Source organism: Staphylococcus kloosii, from assembly GCF_003019255.1.
Lineage (GTDB): Bacteria > Bacillota > Bacilli > Staphylococcales > Staphylococcaceae > Staphylococcus > Staphylococcus kloosii.
In genome coordinates this window covers 2430750-2446785 of the sequence record NZ_CP027846.1, presented here as the reverse complement: position 1 = coordinate 2446785, position 16036 = coordinate 2430750, and the positions used below count along the sequence as shown (strand labels likewise).

At 32.3% G+C, this 16036-nt stretch carries 17 protein-coding genes; 14 read left to right on the top strand and 3 right to left on the bottom strand.

The features are described 5' to 3' along the window. Positions 1-155: 155 nt before the first annotated feature. Complete coding sequence (locus tag C7J89_RS12185; RefSeq protein WP_061855324.1) at positions 156-1187, top strand: alpha/beta hydrolase; 1032 nt, start codon at positions 156-158, stop codon at positions 1185-1187. Positions 1188-1238: 51 nt separating this feature from the next. Here the strand turns inward: C7J89_RS12185 and C7J89_RS12180 are convergent, their stop codons facing one another. Beyond that, positions 1239-1745: a GNAT family N-acetyltransferase gene (locus C7J89_RS12180; protein WP_103295021.1), complete on the bottom strand. Its 507-nt coding sequence runs from the start codon at positions 1743-1745 to the stop codon at positions 1239-1241. 113 nt (positions 1746-1858) lie between these two features. On the opposite strand from C7J89_RS12180, the gene C7J89_RS12175 reads away from it, so the two are divergent. The 5 genes from C7J89_RS12175 (at position 1859) to C7J89_RS12155 (ending at position 6475) form a co-directional block, all read left to right on the top strand. Next, positions 1859-2776 (top strand): Rossmann-fold NAD(P)-binding domain-containing protein, encoded by a 918-nt coding sequence (locus C7J89_RS12175; protein WP_103295020.1) that lies wholly within the window; start codon positions 1859-1861, stop codon positions 2774-2776. Between the two features lie 18 nt (positions 2777-2794). Then, complete coding sequence (locus tag C7J89_RS12170) at positions 2795-3469, top strand: response regulator transcription factor (RefSeq protein ID WP_103295019.1); 675 nt, start codon at positions 2795-2797, stop codon at positions 3467-3469. Continuing rightward, on the top strand, positions 3462-4496 hold the full coding sequence (locus tag C7J89_RS12165; RefSeq protein WP_103295018.1) for a sensor histidine kinase: 1035 nt from the start codon (positions 3462-3464) through the stop codon (positions 4494-4496). Before C7J89_RS12170 ends, C7J89_RS12165 begins: the two co-directional genes overlap by 8 nt. Before the next feature lie 340 nt (positions 4497-4836). Further along, the gene (locus C7J89_RS12160; protein WP_061855319.1) at positions 4837-5454 is read left to right on the top strand and encodes a DUF47 domain-containing protein; all 618 of its coding nucleotides are present in this window, start codon (positions 4837-4839) and stop codon (positions 5452-5454) included. 13 nt (positions 5455-5467) lie between these two features. Beyond that, positions 5468-6475: an inorganic phosphate transporter gene (locus C7J89_RS12155; RefSeq protein ID WP_103295017.1), complete on the top strand. Its 1008-nt coding sequence runs from the start codon at positions 5468-5470 to the stop codon at positions 6473-6475. 160 nt (positions 6476-6635) lie between these two features. Here the strand turns inward: C7J89_RS12155 and C7J89_RS12150 are convergent, their stop codons facing one another. Continuing rightward, entirely contained in the window at positions 6636-7454 is an 819-nt protein-coding gene (locus C7J89_RS12150) for a LysM peptidoglycan-binding domain-containing protein (protein WP_103295016.1), read from the bottom strand. Between the two features lie 349 nt (positions 7455-7803). On the opposite strand from C7J89_RS12150, the gene C7J89_RS12145 reads away from it, so the two are divergent. The 3 genes from C7J89_RS12145 to C7J89_RS12135 all read left to right on the top strand — a co-directional run bounded on the left by C7J89_RS12145 (position 7804) and on the right by C7J89_RS12135 (position 9857). Beyond that, positions 7804-8463 carry a Bax inhibitor-1/YccA family protein gene (locus C7J89_RS12145; protein ID WP_103295015.1) on the top strand — a complete coding sequence of 220 codons (660 nt, stop codon included), beginning with the start codon at positions 7804-7806 and terminating at the stop codon, positions 8461-8463. A gap of 195 nt (positions 8464-8658) precedes the next feature. Beyond that, positions 8659-9375 carry a YebC/PmpR family DNA-binding transcriptional regulator gene (locus C7J89_RS12140; protein ID WP_103295014.1) on the top strand — a complete coding sequence of 239 codons (717 nt, stop codon included), beginning with the start codon at positions 8659-8661 and terminating at the stop codon, positions 9373-9375. After that, positions 9375-9857: a cupin domain-containing protein gene (locus C7J89_RS12135; RefSeq protein ID WP_103295013.1), complete on the top strand. Its 483-nt coding sequence runs from the start codon at positions 9375-9377 to the stop codon at positions 9855-9857. Before C7J89_RS12140 ends, C7J89_RS12135 begins: the two co-directional genes overlap by 1 nt. 74 nt (positions 9858-9931) lie before the next feature. Here the strand turns inward: C7J89_RS12135 and C7J89_RS12130 are convergent, their stop codons facing one another. Beyond that, positions 9932-11041 (bottom strand): 5-methyltetrahydropteroyltriglutamate--homocysteine S-methyltransferase, encoded by a 1110-nt coding sequence (locus tag C7J89_RS12130; protein WP_103295012.1) that lies wholly within the window; start codon positions 11039-11041, stop codon positions 9932-9934. A gap of 200 nt (positions 11042-11241) precedes the next feature. Here C7J89_RS12130 and C7J89_RS12125 point away from each other — a divergent pair, with 200 nt between their 5' ends. The 5 genes from C7J89_RS12125 to C7J89_RS12105 all read left to right on the top strand — a co-directional run bounded on the left by C7J89_RS12125 (position 11242) and on the right by C7J89_RS12105 (position 16011). Further along, a complete protein-coding gene (locus tag C7J89_RS12125; protein WP_170066449.1) occupies positions 11242-11865 on the top strand; it encodes a ribonuclease FAU-1 family protein in 624 nt (207 codons plus the stop codon). Between the two features lie 218 nt (positions 11866-12083). Next, positions 12084-12938, top strand: a complete 855-nt coding sequence (locus C7J89_RS12120) for a LysR family transcriptional regulator (protein WP_061855311.1) — start codon at positions 12084-12086, stop codon at positions 12936-12938. A gap of 26 nt (positions 12939-12964) precedes the next feature. Next, the gene (locus C7J89_RS12115; RefSeq protein ID WP_103295010.1) at positions 12965-14173 is read left to right on the top strand and encodes a sugar efflux transporter; all 1209 of its coding nucleotides are present in this window, start codon (positions 12965-12967) and stop codon (positions 14171-14173) included. Between the two features lie 5 nt (positions 14174-14178). Then, positions 14179-14661 (top strand): DUF456 domain-containing protein, encoded by a 483-nt coding sequence (locus tag C7J89_RS12110; RefSeq protein ID WP_061855309.1) that lies wholly within the window; start codon positions 14179-14181, stop codon positions 14659-14661. 189 nt (positions 14662-14850) lie between these two features. Beyond that, positions 14851-16011, top strand: a complete 1161-nt coding sequence (locus tag C7J89_RS12105) for an MFS transporter (RefSeq protein ID WP_061855308.1) — start codon at positions 14851-14853, stop codon at positions 16009-16011. Positions 16012-16036 lie beyond the last annotated feature (25 nt).

Here is a 16036-nt window from a genome sequence, read left to right as displayed (position 1 = left end):
GTGATAATAAAAGACGAGTATTGTTACTTTTCTTGTTCAAACTAGAAATAAGCAGTTATTATTTATATTAAAAATTGGTTAATTAGAATTCATCCATAAATTGTACATTAGAAATTATAAATATGGTACAATGCTTCCGAAAGGAAAGGTCAGTCATGAATAAAAAACAGAAATGGATTGTTATTACAATTGTAGTAATTGTAGTAGTTGCCACAGTGGTTGGCTTATTGTTGAAAAGACATTTTGACCAGCAACATACGCAACAAGTAAAAGAGAGAGTACAAATTAACAATAAAAACGTTAATGCGTTTACGAATATTACATATAGTAAAGGGTGGGCGAATAGTCGGTTAGATATTTTAACGCCAACAGATCTTGCTAAAGATAACAAATTACCTGTTATTTTTTGGATGCATGGTGGCGGGTATATTGCCGGTGATAAACAGTATAAAAACCCATTGTTGGCTAAAATAGCAGAGCAAGGTTATATTGTTGTAAATATCAATTATGCGTTAGCACCTGATTTTAAATATCCAAGTCAATTACATCAAATTGATCAAGCTGTACAATTTATTAAACGAAACAAGCATGAGTTGCCCATTGATTTTGACCAAGTTATTTTTGGCGGGGATTCAGCTGGGGCTCAAATGTCGAGTCAATATACGGCTATGCAAACGAATAAGTCATTACGAGATGAAATGAATTTTAAACAACGTTTTGATAATGACCAAATAAAAGCAGCGATATTTTTCGGTGGTTTTTATGATATGAAGACAGTAAGACAAACAGAATTTCCAAGAATTCAACTATTTATGCAAAGTTATACTGGTGAAAGAAACTGGGAACAACAATTTAAAAATATTTCGCAAATGTCGACAATAAATCAAGTTACCAAAAACTATCCGCCTACTTATTTATCGGTAGGAGATGCAGACCCATTTTACAGTCAAAATATTGCATTTAAGAAAAAATTAGAAGAAGAAGATGTGCCTGTAGATGACCTTTTCTATAATGGAACACATCACTTAAGACATCAATATCAATTCCATTTAGAGTTACCTGAATCTAAACAAAATATGAAAGATGTTTTAGCATTCTTAAGTCGTAACACAAGTTCTTCTGGTGTTGAAACAAAAGTGAATAATGAAGACAGTAATCCAAATGGTGTAGATTTAAATCCATATTAAATAAGAAAGGGCATAAAACTTAGCGTTTTATGCCCTTTCAACATGTTATAATTAAAGTAATAATTTTGACATTACATATTCATTATAATATTTATTATCGATGAAAAGTTTGTCTCTTAGTTCGCCTTCAATTTGATAACCAGTAGCTTTGAATATATCAACTGCGGCAACATTTTCAGTGACGACGGTAACTTCAATACGTCTAATATTATGGTTTAAACACCAAGCCTCCACTGAATTAATAAGTGATTGTCCAAGACCTTTTTCTCTATAAAATTTAACGACACCCATAGAAAATTTAGCTTCATGCTTTGCACGTTCATAGTCTTTCGTTGTAACCGTAGCAAAACCTACAAGTTCACTGTTATATTCTGCTATATAGATAGCATTTGTAGGAGAAGTAATAAAATGTTCTAATTTACTTAAAGCATCATTGATAGATGGTGCATATTCACCTGGATTATATATCATAAAGTCAGACTCATCGTATATAGACTTTAATAATTTAATAAAGTCTTGAACATCATTTATACCAATTTCTCGTATTTGATGGACCATGGTTTTAAACACCTCATTTCTAGGCAATTTATATTAAGTATAATATAAATTGCAAAGATAATCTTTAGTTTTCTCAAAACAATATAATTTATTAATAAAAAGGAGTGGCGTCGATGAAGCCTAAAGTGCTACTTGCAGGAGCTACAGGATATATAGGAAAAAATTTAATAGCTTCAATTAAATCAGAAGCGCAACTATATACATTATCTAAATATCCAAAAGAGGAAGAAGTGCAAGAAGTCATTTGGTTAAAAAAAGATATTTATAATTATCAAGACGTTGTTAGCGCAATGGAGGGAATGAATATTGCCATTTATTATTTGGATCCTACTAAGCACTCGGCAAAGCTAACAGACGCTACTGCAAAAGATTTAAATATTATCGCTGCAGATAATTTTGGTCGTGCGGCAGCAATTAATAAAATAACAAAAATTATTTATATCGGCGGTAGTCGTTTTGATCGCGAAACGGTTGAAAGATTATCAGCATATGGTGTTACAGTAGAAGAAACGGAAAATAGAGTTGTACGACCTAATGTTTCTGCCGAACTACAAGTGTCAAAATATGATGATGTACGTACGGCAATGAATATGCAATTACCCGTTAATTGGACATTAGATTATATGGTAAAAGCGTATATGTCGTGGTTAAACGAAACAAAGGGAACAATTATTCATAGCTACAATGAAGGTGACAACTTTTTTATTTATTTAAAACGTAAAGATAGGCCATTATTAATATTACACAAAGTGCAAACTGCGGAAGATATAATTACTATGCATTTAGTTGGTGGCAGTCTGACTAAACCTAATATCCAAAAGCAAGGTAAGTTAGAATTTAGATCTTTAAAGGGTTCATCTAAGGTAATGGTTCATTTATATGACTATATCCCTAAAGTGATATGGCCAATTTATTATATTTCACAAGCACCATTTCAAAAGATGATGTTACGCGGCTTTGACGTTGATTGTCGTATTAAAAATTTTCAACAACGACTTCGTTTAGGCGAAAACATGAAATACACTAAATAATCATTGGAGGCATCGTGTGTGAAAATATTATTAGTAGAAGATGATAAGACATTATTTAATGAGTTAAGTAAAGAATTAAATCAATGGGATTTTGAGGTGGAAGGTGTAGCTGACTTTTCAGATGTAGTTGCATCTTTTGAACAAGTAAAACCGAAAATCATTATCATGGATATTCAATTGCCTAAATATGATGGGTTCCATTGGACGAGAAAAATTCGCCAAACTTCCAATGTTCCTATACTCTTTTTATCTTCAAGAGATAGCCCCATGGATCAAGTAATGGGTATGGAACTTGGTGCAGACGATTACGTACAAAAGCCATTCAATACGAATGTGCTTATAGCTAAATTGCAGGCTATTTATCGTAGAGTATATGAATTTAGTACTGAAGAAAAAAGAAATATCGACTGGCAAGGTGCTACGTTAGATTTAACGAAAGACGTTATTAGTAAAGACAATCAAGATATTATGTTATCTAAAACAGAAATGATTATTTTAGAAATGCTTGTACGAAAACAAAATCAAATCGTAACTAGAGATACTATTATAACGGCTTTATGGGATGATGAGGCATTTGTGAGTGATAATACGTTGACGGTAAACGTCAATCGTTTACGGAAGAAATTAAAAGATATAGGCATGGATAATGAAATTGAAACTAAAGTTGGAAGAGGATACTTAGCACATGGGTAATGTGAAATTGTTGTGGATGTATTTGATTTCACGCTTGCGATGGATTTTATGGATTATCTTTTTAAACATCATTATTCTTGTCATCGCTGCGATTGATTACAATATCGATATCGGCAGCGTAGTATATATAGTTATTTTGAATATTGGTTTAACTTTGGTGTATCTCATCTTTTCGTTTATTAAAGAAACACAGTTTATACGACATATTATAAATAATGAAGAAATTGAAGAGATTAAACATAAAAATTTAGCCGATACACCTTTTCAAAGAGAAGTCGTCACATTTTTATATAATAATATAGCAAATCAAAAGGCTATCTTAAATCAACAACGACAACAAATTAAGACATATGAGCAATCGCTAACGTCTTTTGTCCATGATATAAAAACACCTGTGACTTCAATGAAATTGTTAATTGATAAAGAGCAAGATAGTGAGCGCAAGAAGTCGTTAATGTATGAGTGGTCACGTATTAACGCTATGTTAGATATGCAACTGTATTTAACACGTATGCAATCTCAAAATAAAGATTTATATTTTGAACATGTAACTTTAAGAAATCTAGTAATAGAAGAAATTCAATTAACGCGATTTATCAGTCAGGCGAGAGGTATAGGTTTTGATTTATTAATCGATGCTGAGATGAAAATTTATACTGATACTAAATTATGTCGCATGATGATTAGACAGTCATTATCAAATGCTATTAAATATAGTGAAAACAGTACGATTGTCATAGAGGCTACGCTAGTAAATAATCACGTCACATTAAGTATTAAAGATGAAGGTAGAGGAATAAGTGCTAAAGATTTACCACGTATATTTGAAAGAGGATTTACATCAACTACATTCCACAATGATTCTGCTTCGTCAGGTATTGGTCTTTACTTAGTAAATGAATTGAAAAAAGCTCTGAAAGTAGCGGTTAATATTAACTCAGAATTAAATAAGGGGACAGAAGTTATCTTTACGTTCCCTGAACAAAACGATATTGTAAAACGTCTTTCTCAACATGCAGAAGATTAAGTTATAACTTATCTATTTGTTTCTTTGTAAAAGTCGAAATTAATAGGTTTTTGTCAAATGAATTAAGTTGTATTTTAAATTGATGAAATGAATGTTAAGAATTTGTAAATTCAATTGTAGTATTGTAAATTTTGTGCTATTTTCAAATAAGGCAAAACAAGTTCTGAAAGTTAGTATTATAGGTAGTATGCAATATTCATTTAATGAACAATTTACTACATATATAATTTATTTTTATTTGTAATAACTGAGGGACAAATGTTTAGCTGTTAAGGCTTTAAATTATTAAATTTATTGATGGTGATTATTAACGATCGCTGTAAATGGAGGATTTTATTGAATGTTTAATAAGAAAAAAGACAAATTCATGGTACAACTAGAGGAAATGGTGTTTAATCTAGACCGCGCTGCGATTGAATTTGGAAAAATGGATTTTAATACACACTTAGACTTAAAAGCGTATTCGGACAATATTAAGACTTATGAATCACACGGTGACGAATTAATGCATCAAGTGATTTCAGATTTGAATCAAACATTCATTACACCTATTGAACGTGAAGATATTTTATCTTTATGTAATGCAATTGATGATGTGCTTGATGCAATTGAAGAAACATCTGGCATGTTCGAAATGTACTCAATAGAATATACTGATGAGTATATGGCAGAATTTGTTGATAATATCCAAAAAGCAGTAGCTGAAATGAAGTTAGCTGTAGGATTATTAGTAGATAAAAAATTATCTCACATGCGTATACATTCTATTAACATTAAAGAATTTGAAACTAATTGTGATGGTATTTTACGTCAATCTATCAAACATATTTTCAATAGCGAAACAGATCCTATTACATTAATTAAAATTAAAGAAATATATGAAAGTTTAGAAGATATTGCTGATAAATGCCAAGTCGTGGCAAATAATTTTGAAACAATTATTATGAAAAATAGCTAAGGAGTCCTAATTTATGGAATATATTTTAATCGTCACTATAGCTATCGTAATATTTTCACTATTATTTGACTTTATCAATGGCTTTCATGATACTGCCAATGCTGTAGCGACTGCCGTTTCAACTAGAGCACTCACGCCTAAAACTGCAATCTTTGTTGCCGCAATAATGAACTTTATTGGTGCATTAACTTTTACCGGTGTTGCAGGTACAATCACGAAGGATATTGTAGATCCATTCAAACTTGAGAATGGACTTGTCGTAGTGTTGTCAGCTATTATCGCTGCAATTATTTGGAACTTAGTTACGTGGCTTTACGGTATTCCAAGTTCCTCTTCACATGCTTTAATTGGTTCTATCGCGGGTGCAGCTATTGCGTCGCAAGGCTCATTTGCGGTATTACACTACGAAGGATTTACTAAAATTATCGTAGTATTATTGTTATCACCAGTTATTGCATTTATAGTCGGCTTTATCATTTATTCAATTGTTAAAGTTATATTTAAAAATGCAAATTTAACAAAGACAAATCGTAACTTTAGATTTTTCCAAATATTTACTGCATCATTACAATCATTCTCACATGGTACGAACGATGCACAAAAGTCTATGGGTATTATTACGTTAGCGCTTATTGTTGCAAACATTCAAACAGGTTCAAGTGTTGAACCACAATTATGGGTAAAAATTGCCTGTGCAACTGCAATGGGGCTAGGCACAGCAGTAGGTGGTTGGAAGATCATCAAAACTGTTGGTGGTAATATTATGAAAATAAGACCAGCAAATGGGGCAGCAGCAGACTTATCTTCTGCTTTAACTATATTTGTAGCATCATCACTGCACTTCCCATTATCAACAACACACGTTGTATCATCTTCAATACTAGGGGTTGGTTCATCTAACCGTATTAAAGGTGTGAAGTGGAAAACTGCGCAACGTATGATTATAACTTGGGTTATAACCTTACCGATTTCAGCAATTTTAGCTGCATTGATTTTCTACATTGTAAATTTAATTATATAATTGTAAATAATCATCAATAGACATATATTAAAAACCATTGTTATTTAAAGTTGAAAGATACTTTGAGTAACAATGGTTTTTTAATGAATAAAAAGATACGTCAGAACATTCAATAATAGATGTTCTGACGTATTTAATAATATATTATGTTTTCACATTCTTAGTGAATGTAGTTATAGCTTGAAACTTGAGAAGCTGGGATAGTACGGTATCCAACTGTACCAGGTGCTGTATTATAGTTCATTTCTGAGACCATAATACTACCATCTGGATTAACGCGTTCAACATAAGCTACATGTCCTACAGGGCCTTCGCTAGTTTGTAAGATAGAACCAACGCTAGGACTATTATTTACTGTATAACCTTCGTTAATTGCATTACTATACCAATCTTGTGCGTTGTACCAATAAGTACTGATTGGGTTGCCTGCTTCTGCACGACGATTAAATACGTGCCAAGTACATTGACCCCAGTCATAAAGGTTTGAACTGTTTGCAGATTGACTTGGTGCTGGGCTAGTAGAAGTGTCTCCACCACCTGCACCGCCACCAGCAGTACCTGCGCCAGGAATTTTTAATGTTTGGTTTGGTTGAATAATATAGTTGTTTAAGTTGTTAGCTGACATTAATTCATCAACTGAAACACCATATTTATTAGCGATTACTGCTAAAGTTTCACCAGATTGAACAGTATGAGTTGAACCGCCAGACACCTCAGAAGAAGTGTTTGAAGTTGTGTTAGAGCTAGAGTCTTGTGATCCGCTACCACCAATTTCAATGACTTGTCCTGGGAATACAATATTGTTACTAATATTATTATTCTTTTTGATTTCATCTACTGAAGTATTATATTTTTGAGCGATTGACCAAAGTGACTCACCTGATTTTACAGTATGTTGTGTAGATGCATGTGCATCATGATTTGCTAAAATAGCAGCTGTCCCTGATGCAGCAGTAACTGCAAATGCTAACTTTTTCAAAATTACTCCTCCTCAATGTCTCTATGAATGTATGTAAATTTAAATTGTTCATAGAACGTCCATATATTGTTAATTCACAAACCATACTAACAGAAAAATAGTTGTTTATGTATGATGTTATAAACTTGTAATATTAGCAATATATGAGTGTAAAATTACCAAAATGTTCGACTGTGCCTTTTTGCGCCTTTTATAAGACATTTTACATTGTAGTGGGATTAATAATTTTAAAATTTGTAATATTAAGTAATACAAAATATTGAAGATTTAAATACACATCTATTATTATGTGTTACTTTATATATATGTTAATTTAGAAACAATAATATGTATAAAGGTAGGGAAGAACATGGCGGAAGCATCGCAACAAACAAAGAATTATAATATGAAGAAAAATAAAGACCAAGCAAAAGCATACGGTAAAGTATGGTTATTCTTTGTATATTATTGGATAATCTTTGGTATCGGTTGTTATTTTGGACAATTTTTACCTATGTCTTGGCGTAAACCGTTATCTATTGCACTATTAGTGCTAGTATTAGTTACCTTATTTACTAATCGAGCGCGTAAGTCAGGTTTAATAATATCTCATATTTATACTGTTGTAGTTGGTTTGTTGGCATATGCCACATTTACTAGTTACTTACAAAATTTAGGTGAAGAGGTATTCTACAAAAACGTTATCTTAGCAATAGCTGCATTTATCATTTTTGGACTTATCGGTTATTTCTTAATAGGTGATGCCTCTAGTATGGGTAAATATTTATTCGTAACGTTAATAGCATTAGTTATTGCAGGTATTGTAGGAATGTTTATTCATAATCCAATATTCCATACAATTATTACAATCGTTGGTTTATTCTTATTCTTACTATATACACTATACGATTTTAACCGTATGAAGCGTGGTAAATTCTCACCTAGAGAAATGGGCTTCAACTTATTTATTAACTTACTACACATTATTAAATACGTGTTAAACTTAGCCGTACGCTTGAACAGAAAATAATATGTAAGTAAATCAAATATTTATATAGAAGAGACGAGTTTTGTTGTTCACTAACGACATACTCGTCTTTTTTATGTTTAAATAATTAGTGGGTATATAAATACAAAGTTTATAGCTTTTCAACTATATAATAAGCGTGATTTACGCTATAATATAAATGTTACAATTTGAGGATTAAGAAAGTGAGATGAAATTATGGGTCGTAAATGGAATAATATTAAAGAGAAAAAAGCCCAAAAAGATAAAAATACGAGTCGTATTTATGCGAAATTCGGTAAAGAAATTTATGTTGCTGCAAAATCAGGAGAACCTGATCCAGAATCAAATCAAACTTTACGCTTAACTCTAGAAAGAGCCAAAACGTATTCTGTGCCAAACCATATCATTGAAAAAGCGATTGAAAAGGCTAAAGGTGCAGGAGAAGAAAACTACGACCACTTAAGATATGAAGGATTTGGTCCTAGTGGTTCAATGATTATTGTTGATGCTTTAACAAATAATGTAAATAGAACAGCCTCAGACGTAAGAGCCGCTTTTGGTAAAAATGGTGGTAATATGGGCGTGTCTGGTTCTGTAGCGTATATGTTCGACCATACGGCAGTATTTGGCTTCGAAGGTTATGCTGCAGATGATATTTTAGAGCAACTAATGGAACAAGATATCGATGTACGAGACGTTGTTGAAGAAGAAGATTTAACAATTGTTTACGCTGAACCAGAGCAATTTGCACAAGTGCAAGATGCTTTAAAAGAATATGGTGTAGAAGAATTTAAAGTAGCAGAATTCGAAATGTTACCACAAAGTGACGTCGAATTATCTGCTGAGGATCAAGAAGTGTTTGAAAAACTAATTGATGCTCTAGAAGACTTAGAGGATGTACAAAATGTCTTCCATAATGTGGAGTTAAATTAATGACTCAAAATATTGCGCATTGGATTGAACAATTGAGCTTAACACCACATCCTGAAGGTGGTTATTATAGAGAGATAATTACTGGTGATAGTTTAGGCTCAACACGCGCGCCATATTCTAGTATTTACTTCTTATTATCTCATGACAATATATCGCATTTCCATCGCATAGACGCCGATGAAATATGGTACCATCATGAGGGACACACGTTATTAGTGCATATGATTGATCCTGATGGTCAATATAAATGTATAAGGTTGGGTAAGAATACAGACGAAGGCGATGTATTGCAATATGTCGTGCCTAAAGGTACGATATTTGCGTCATCGATTGCTAACGAGGAAGGATACGCTTTAGTAGGGTGTATGTGTCAACCAGCATTTGATTTTAATCACTTCGAAATGTTTACTCAAGCTGAATTAAAACAATTGTACCCACATTTAAACGACGTTATAGAACGTTATGCTTTGGCAGAAAAATAATAAATAAGCAAAACAGCTTCTCAACAATTTAAAGTTGAGAAGCTGTTTTTTATTATCATCATAGAACAAAGCACTTATTTTGATGTATTAAAAACGTCGTTAGCAATTTCTACGACATAAGCTAATTTTTTCCATTGTTCTTCTTCAGTCAATTTGTTTCCTTCTTCAGTCGAAGCAAAACCACATTGAGGACTTAAACATATTTGATCTTCACTAATATAATTTTTAGCTTCTTCAATACGTGCTAGAATTGTTTCTTTATTTTCTAACTCACCACTTTTAGAAGTAAATAAGCCTAATACGGCAGCACGATTTTCTGGGAAATAACGCAACGGTTCAAAATCACCTGAACGGTCATCATCATATTCTAGGAAAAAACCACCTAATTTCTCTTTAAATAGATAAGGTGCTATAGGTTCATAACCACCGGAGATGGCCCAAGTAGATTTATAATTACCACGACAAATATGTGTTGTAATTAATAAATCTTCTGGCAAACCTTGAATTGCTTCATTAATAACTGCATATGCTAATTGTCTAGCACGTTCCTTTTCTTCTTCAGAACGGTCACGTCCACGTGTTTTTTGAGTGCCAGAAGTTAAATTAGCCCAATAAACATCGTCTAACTGGATATAGCGAGCGCCTAAATCATAAAATTTTTGCAATGACTCGTGATAAGCTTGTGCCACATCATGTGCAAAGTCTTTAATATCTGGGTAAAGATCTTCGTTTAAAATATTTGGATGGAACAATTGATTAGGACTTGGAATAGATACTTTTGCTATGCCGCGGTCTCCAACTTTATCGTATAAAAATTTGAAATGTTCAAAATGAGGATGGTTTGGATTGAAACTTACTTTGTCTGTGATACGTACATTATGACTACGTGTTTCCACGCCTTCGAATGACAATCCGTGTTCTGGAGTGTAGCCCTGAACGCCGTCTAAATTTTCTAAGAAATCGAAATGCCACCAACTTCTTCTGAATTCACCATCAGTAATACTATGTAAACCTACTTCTAGTTGTTTTTCTATGATGCGTACAATCTCTTCATCTTCTACTTTTTGCAAATCAGCAGCTGAAATTTCATTATTTTGAAATTGTGTTCTCGCTTCTTTTAATCTTTCTGGTCTTAGCAAACTGCCGACATGGTCAGCGCGAAATGGTCGTTGTAATACTGTCATTCATCTTTCCCCCAATAGTTGTATAGAATTTTCTGAAAATATACTTCAATTTAACAAAATAGCCAGAGGTTGTCAATTTAGCTTTATTACTATGAAATATAGTACAATAGTTACAATTAAAATTTGGCGTTCAATTAATTCATACTATGGATGACATTATGAAATCAGTTTTATATAATAAGAGCAAGGAGTTGGTGACAGTGAAAGTAAAATATATCGATAAACGTCACTGGCGTCGAATCGTAGATAGAGAATATGTAGAAGTAAAAGTTAATAATAATAAATTTAAAGGTATTATTGGCTTAGTTACTATGAAAAAGGTGCGTGAACCACTCGAAGTTTCGGTAGTCGGTCAAAAAATTACGGTAGCAGACGATAATTATCAGTGGTTACAAATACTACCGGAAAAAAAGCGTTATAGTATCACCGTTATGATTGATAGCGAAGGAAATCCGCTAGAATATTATTTTGATATTAATATTAAAAATATTACGCAAAAAGGTAATGCAAGAACATTAGATTTATTTTTAGACGTTTTAGTATTGCCGAACGGTGAGTATGAATTAGTCGATGAAGAAGATTTACAGCGTGCGCTAGAACAAAGTCAAATAACAAGACAGCAATATCATGAGGCATATGTTATTGCACATCAATTAATGATTAAAATTGATAAAGATTTCCCTCAAATGCAAGAAAAAATTATGTACTGTTTCCACAAAATTAAACATAAAACGCCTACACATAAATCAAACAAGTTTAATAAAGTGAAACCCCAGCATAAAAAGCACCCACGGCATAAAGAAAATAAACATCTTGAGAGCTAGATTAGTGCTTCACAACCAGTAATCATATGAACGCATGAAGAATGAATTGTGCATTTTTTTAAATTGTTAATATATCGTTAGTAAGTATTTAAAGTTTAGTTATTAAAAATTATAAATAAATTTTAATAATGCTAACGTAATTAATTAACTAAAAACTAATTAATACACATCATCTAAAGAAGAATAAAACTTATATAGAAAAGCTTTAGGGGGTTATTATGAAGATTGACGATTATCGTTTAATTACGACTTTAGATGAAACTAAAACGTTAAGAAAAGCTGCTGAAATATTATATATTTCTCAACCAGCTGTGACACAAAGATTAAAGGCAATAGAAAATGCTTTTGGTGTAGATATTTTTATACGTACAAAAAAGCAATTAATCACAACGACAGAAGGTTCAATGATTATTGAACATGCCAAAGAAATGTTGAAAAAAGAAAGATTATTTTTAGATAAAATGCAAGCACACATAGGCGAGGTCAACGGTACTATATCAATAGGTTGTTCGTCTCTAATTGGACAAACATTATTACCAGAAGTACTTAACTTATATACACGTCAATTTCCAAACGTTGAAATACAAGTGCAAGTCGGTTCAAGTGAGCAAATTAAGGCCAACCATAGAGATTATCACGTAATGATTATTAGAGGAAATAAATTAATGAACTTAAATAATACACATTTATTTAATGATGAACATTATTTTATTCATCCACATCATAGACGTGATGAAGTTAATAAACTTCCATTCATTGAATTTCAAGCCGACCCAGTATACATAAATCAAATTAAAGAATGGTATAACAACCACTTAGGCCAAGACTATCATGCTATGATTACGGTCGATCAAGTTGCAACTTGTAAAGAAATGCTGCTAAATGGTGTAGGAGTTACAATTTTACCTGAAATTATGATGAAAAATATGGATAAAGAACAATTTGATTTTAAACGTGTCGATATAGACTCACAGCCTTTAATTCGTTCAACATATTTAAGTTATGATGCGAGTATGATACAACTGCCACAAGTAGAATCGTTTATTAATTTGGTGATGGAATACGTTAAATAAAGCTAAATAGGATTGAGGGTAAATAAATGTTTATACAGTTGTTACATATAAAAAACTATAAATTATTTGTATTCAATATGATGTTGCTAGGTATGGGCATTGCAATCACTCTCCCTTATCTCGTACTTTTTGCGACAAATGATTTAGGCATGACGACGACGCAATATGGGCTGTTATTGGCATTAGCAGCTATTAGTCAATTTACTGTTAATTCCATAGTTGCGCGCTTTTCAGATACGAAAAATATTAATCGTAAATTTTTAATTATTGCAGCGCTCTTTATGGGTGCTATGAGTTTTAGTATTTATTTCTATATTAGAGAAATTTGGATTTTTATTGCAATGTACGCAATCTTCCAAGGTTTATTTGCACCTGCGATGCCACAAATGTATGCTTCTGCAAGAGAATCCATCAATGCATCCACTTCAAAAGATAGAGCGAAGTTTGCCAATGCAGTATTACGATCAATGTTTTCATTCGGCTTTTTATTTGGTCCATTAATTGGTAATGGTTTATTAGCGCTAAAAGGATATTCAGGATTATTTGGTGGCACAGTAGGCATTATTTTATTCACTTTAATATTACAGGTGCTTTTCTTTAGAGATATTAAATCAGCACCTAAAACTACGGATACGAATTATGTAGAAGCGGCAGCGCCAAACATGCTTAGAGATAAATCATTAATTGTGCCATTTTTAGCTTTTATTTTATTACATATAGGGCAATGGATGTATACATTGAATATGCCTTTATTTGTAACGAAATATTTAGGAGAAAGTGAACGATATGTAGGGTATTTAGCTAGTTTGTGTGCAGGTTTAGAAGTACCGTTTATGGTAGTCTTAGGCGTTTTATCTGCCAAGTTACAAACAAGAACTCTGTTGATGTCTGGCGGACTTTTTGGCGGCTTGTTTTTCCTAAGTATCGGCTTTTTTGATAGTGTAGCAATGATGTTAGTAGGGCAAGTGTTCTTGGCTATCTTCTTAGCTATTTTATTAGGATTAGGTATTAGTTACTTTCAAGATATCTTACCTGCATTCCCTGGTTATGCATCTACATTGTTCGCAAATGCGATGGTAATAGGTCAATTGTGTGGTAATTTATTAGGTGGGGCTATGAGTCATTGGGTAGGTTTAGGCAATGTATTCTATGTTTCAGCTATATCGTTATTTATCGGTATGGTGCTAATATTCTTTACTAAAGATCACAAATATACAGAAGAAGTTACGGAGTAGATAGTATGTCAGTTTTAATATGGTTATTGATTATCATAGCTTTTGCATTAGCATTTATAGGATTAATTAAGCCAATAATCCCGTCAGTACTTATGTTATGGGTAGGTTTTCTAATTTATCAATTTGGTATTCATAATAGCCATCTTTCTTGGGTATTCTATGTTTCGATGTTGTTATTTACAATATTTATTTTAGTTGCAGATTTTATTATGAATAAATACTTTGTTAATAAATTTGGCGGTTCTAAAATAAGCGAATATGTTGCATTAATCGGAGTACTAGTTGGTTGTTTTGTATTTCCACCATTTGGTATTATCATTATTCCGTTTATTGCAGTACTTGTAGTTGAATTAATATTAGAATCTAACTTTAAACAAGCGTTAAGTGCTAGTTTCGGGTCGGTTATTGCCTTTTTAGCTAGTTCCATCGCGCAGGCGATAATCATGATTATTATGGTAATCTGGTTTTTCATTGAAGTGATAATTTAATATGATAGTAAAAGTAGTCAAACCTTATTATGGTTTTGGCTACTTTTTAATTTATCCGGCATTTTATATAACATCAGAAAATTAAAATAAAAATTTATGAAAATATTTAAGCAATGCACTTGTTACTTAAGCTTAGTTTTTAGTATAATCTCATTCATGTGCAAAAAAACGAAATAGGAGGTACTGCAAATGAAATATCCAATAGCAATATGGATGTTGGCAATTGGCGCTTTTGCGATAGGTATGACAGAATTCGTAATCATGGGTCTATTACCAAACGTAGCTAGAGATTTTGGCGTTTCTGTAAGCCAAGCAGGGCAATTAATTACTGGATATGCGTTAGGTGTTGCGATTGGTGGACCAATATTAGTGATGCTTACAATTAAATGGAATCGTAAAATGCTGTTACTCGTGTTAATGGCAATATTTGTTTTCGGTAACATTGCAGCATCGTTAAGTCCAACTTATGGGGTTATGCTAACAAGTAGAATTATAACGTCATTAGCTCACGGTTCATTTTTCGGGATAGGTTCAATATTAGCTGCAAGTATGGTTAAACCAGCATATAGAGCAAGCGCGATGGCGTTAATGTTTATGGGCTTAAGCCTAAGTAATATTTTAGGTGTACCATTTGGCACGTTAATTGGACAAAACTTTGGATGGCAAATGACCTTTGTTGTAATCGCAATAATTGGTGTTTGTGCGTTTATAGGTATTATCTTTTTCGTACCTAAAACAAAACCTAATAATGACGCATCAGTACTTAATGAACTTAAGATATTGAAAGAAAAACGCTTATGGCTAACATTAGCAGTTACACTATTTGGATTTAGTAGTGTGTTTGCTTATTTCACTTACATTTCCTCAGTTTTAATAGATGTATCACATGTAGCTGAAAATTTAATTTCTTATATATTAATAATTTTTGGTGTGGGTGTAACACTTGGTAATATTATTGGGGGCAAATTAGCAGATTGGAATTTAAATAAAGCATTAAAAATTATCTTTGTAACATTTATTTTGTACTTTATACTATTGTATTTCGTACAAATGAACGGTTTCTTAATGGTAGCCGGCGTCTTCTTCTTTGGCTTAATTGGATTTAGTATGAGTCCATCATTACAATTTAAGAGTACATTGATTTCACAAGACGCTCCGACACTTGCAAGTACGTTAAATCAATCAGCCTTTAACTTAGGTAATGCCTTAGGAGCATTTTTAGGAGGCGTAGTGGTAACACAATTACCAGTTGCTTCTTTAAGCTTAATAGCCCCTATATTAACACTTATCGGACTTGTCTTCTTAATAATTAGCATCCAAGTTGAGAAAAAAGATCAGCAAACAGCATAAAATAAAAAACAGAGACTCTTCGTTG